The sequence below is a fragment of the Skermanella sp. genome, from assembly GCF_059503625.1.
This window is the reverse complement of sequence record NZ_JCACHA010000360.1, coordinates 1-2,678: the sequence shown is the minus strand read 5'-3', so window position 1 is coordinate 2,678 and position 2,678 is coordinate 1. Positions and strand designations below refer to the sequence as shown.

Below are 2,678 nucleotides of genomic sequence, written 5' to 3'. Positions count from 1 at the left end.
CAGACTATCGGATACTGCGTCAATCTGCCGCCGCGACCTGAACCGGTCCTGAAAAGATCGATTCGAAGGCATCTCGCCCGGCCCGTCCACCCCGTCCGGCGGTTACATACCCGGCCGTGGCACCCGGTCGACCGGCCGTTTGACCGGAACGTTCGCTTCGAAGCGGACCACCGGCCTGGCCAGCGCATCGCGGCAACGCTGGCGCGCGGCCGCCTGTTCGAGGCTGGGTTCGCTCTGCCGGAAGGGTGTCTCGAACCAGGCGCCGGCTTCTTCCCATGTCGGGATTGCAACCATCAGCAATGTCTGCAAGGACCGGCATTCGAACGTCTCCACCGCGTCCGAACGGGGTTCCAGGACGGTGATGCCCGGTGGCGTGGGCTGCGCCTCGTCGGTCGCCCTGGCCCGTTCGGCCGGCTCCATTGCTACTTGTGCTTGTATGGGCGAAGAGACGGCCATAAGCGCCGCCGCGCCGCACAAACCGTAGACCCAAGTCCTCATGAACGCCCTCCATCGCCGAATTTTGGTATTACCATCCAAACGTTAAGTGCCGGGCTCCGGTTCCCGAAGCGCTATTCCGGAGAGGCGGCGGAAGCGGGCCGTTAGCGGGTGCGTTTCAACCGCCGCTCGCTTGAGGGCATCCCGTCCCCCTTGCCCTGCGGCCAGATTCGGAGTACGTACCCGCGCGGATTTGAGGGTCGTCAGGCCCGGCCGAAAGTGACCCTCGCTCCCTTGTATAACCATCTCCGCAACACTTGGGGAACGCTTCATGGCACGCAATAAAATCGCGCTCGTCGGCGCCGGCCAGATCGGGGGCACGCTCGCCCTGCTGGCAGGCTTGAAGGAACTTGGCGACATCGCCGTGTTCGACATCGCGGAAGGCATGCCGGACGGCAAGGCGCTGGACATCTCTCAGTCGGCCCCGGTCGAGGGTTTCGACGCCGTCCTCACCGGCGGCAGCGACTACTCGGTCATCGAAGGCGCCGACGTCGTGATCGTCACCGCGGGCGTTCCCCGCAAGCCCGGCATGAGCCGTGACGACCTGATCGGCATCAACACTGGTGTCATGAAAACGGTCGGCGCCGCCATCGGCAAGCATGCGCCCGATGCCTTCGTCATCGTCATCACCAACCCACTCGACGTCATGGTGTGGGTCCTCCAGCAGGCATCCGGCCTGCCCACCAACAAGGTCGTCGGCATGGCCGGCGTGCTCGACAGCGCCCGCTTCCGCACCTTCCTGGCCGAAGAGTTCAAGGTTTCGGTCGAAGACGTGACCGCCTTCGTGCTGGGCGGCCATGGCGACACCATGGTCCCGCTGGTCCGCTACTCCACCGTCGCCGGCATCCCGCTGCCCGACCTCGTCAAGCTCGGCTGGACCACCCAGGAAAAGCTCGACGCCATCGTCCAGCGCACCCGTGACGGCGGCGCCGAGATCGTCAAGCTGCTGAAGACCGGTTCGGCCTTCTACGCGCCGGCGGCTTCCGCGATCGCCATGGCGGAAAGCTACCTGAAGGACAAGAAGCGCGTCCTGCCGGTCGCCGCACACCTGACGGGCCAATACGGCGTCGACGACCTTTATGTCGGCGTGCCGGTGATCATCGGCGCCGGCGGCGTCGAGAAGATCGTAGAGATCGAACTGAACGCCGAGGAAAAGGCTCAGTTCGACAGCTCGGTCGGGGCCGTGAAGACCCTGGTCGAAGTCGTCAAGAACCTGGAAAGCGAGAAGCCCGCCTCCTGAGGCGGCCTTCTCAAGAGGCCGCCGTCCCCGGCGGCCTTTTTCGTGTCACGGCGGGCCAAACGCCGCAGGGGGTTTGGCCTCGTCCGGTTCAAATCCGGTACCGGAGAGTGCTAGACTGAGCGGCCGGCATACTCCGTGAACCGGTTCGAACCGGGGCAGCCAAGTCGATGTCGCGACGCGATGCTTGCCCCCGTCACCAGATAGCCGCCATCAGATAGACGGACGTCCATGAATATCCATGAATACCAGGCCAAAAACCTGCTGAAAAAATATGGTGTGTCGGTGCCGCGCGGCGGCGTCGCCTACACCATCCCCGAGGCCGAACAGGTAGCCAAGGACCTGGGCGGACCCGTCTATGTGGTCAAGTCCCAGATCCACGCCGGCGGCCGCGGTGCCGGGCGTTTCGCCGACAACCCGGAAGGCAAGGGCGGCGTCCGCGTCGTCAAGTCGGTCGAGGATGTCGCTTCGAACGCCAAGGAAATGCTGGGCCACGTCCTCGTGACCAAGCAGACCGGGCCCGCCGGCAAGGAAGTCAAGCGCCTCTATATCGAGGAAGGCTGCGACATCAAGCGCGAGCTGTATCTCGGCCTGCTGATGGACCGCGCCACCTCCCGCGTCACCGTGATGGCCTCGACCGAGGGCGGCATGGAGATCGAAGAGGTCGCCCACAACACGCCTGAGAAGATCCTGAAGGTCGCGATCGACCCGGCCACCGGCATCTCGGGCTTCCATGCCCGCAAGATCGCCTTCGGCCTCGGCCTCGAAGGCAAGCAGGTCAACGCGGCAGTCAAGCTGATCCTGGCGACCTACAAGGCCTTCATCGACCTCGACGCCTCGATCGTGGAGATCAACCCGCTGGTCGTGACCGGTTCGGGCGACATCATCGCGCTCGACGCCAAGATGAACTTCGACGACAACGCCCTGTTCCGCCACAAGGACGTGG

General features: G+C 64.7%; 3 protein-coding genes. 2 read left to right on the top strand and 1 reads right to left on the bottom strand.

Annotated elements, in window-relative coordinates; genetic code table 11:
- Positions 1-102: 102 nt before the first annotated feature.
- The gene (locus AC5JJ6_RS08185) at positions 103-498 is read right to left on the bottom strand and encodes a hypothetical protein (protein ID WP_496041563.1); all 396 of its coding nucleotides are present in this window, start codon (positions 496-498) and stop codon (positions 103-105) included.
- 268 nt (positions 499-766) lie between these two features.
- Here AC5JJ6_RS08185 and mdh point away from each other — a divergent pair, with 268 nt between their 5' ends.
- Together mdh and AC5JJ6_RS08175 are read left to right on the top strand one after the other, a co-directional pair.
- The gene (gene mdh, locus AC5JJ6_RS08180; protein WP_496041562.1) at positions 767-1,735 is read left to right on the top strand and encodes a malate dehydrogenase; all 969 of its coding nucleotides are present in this window, start codon (positions 767-769) and stop codon (positions 1,733-1,735) included.
- 228 nt (positions 1,736-1,963) lie between these two features.
- Positions 1,964-2,678, top strand: a 715-nt coding sequence (locus AC5JJ6_RS08175; RefSeq protein ID WP_496041561.1) for a succinate--CoA ligase subunit beta, incomplete at its 3' end; no start/stop codon positions are given.

Excerpts from the sequence above, each read along its gene's own strand:
- mdh (WP_496041562.1), top strand. The coding sequence starts at position 767 with ATGGCACGCAATAAAATCGCGCTCGTCGGCGCCGGCCAGATCGGGGGC.
- AC5JJ6_RS08185 (WP_496041563.1), bottom strand. The coding sequence starts at position 498 with ATGAGGACTTGGGTCTACGGTTTGTGCGGCGCGGCGGCGCTTATGGCC.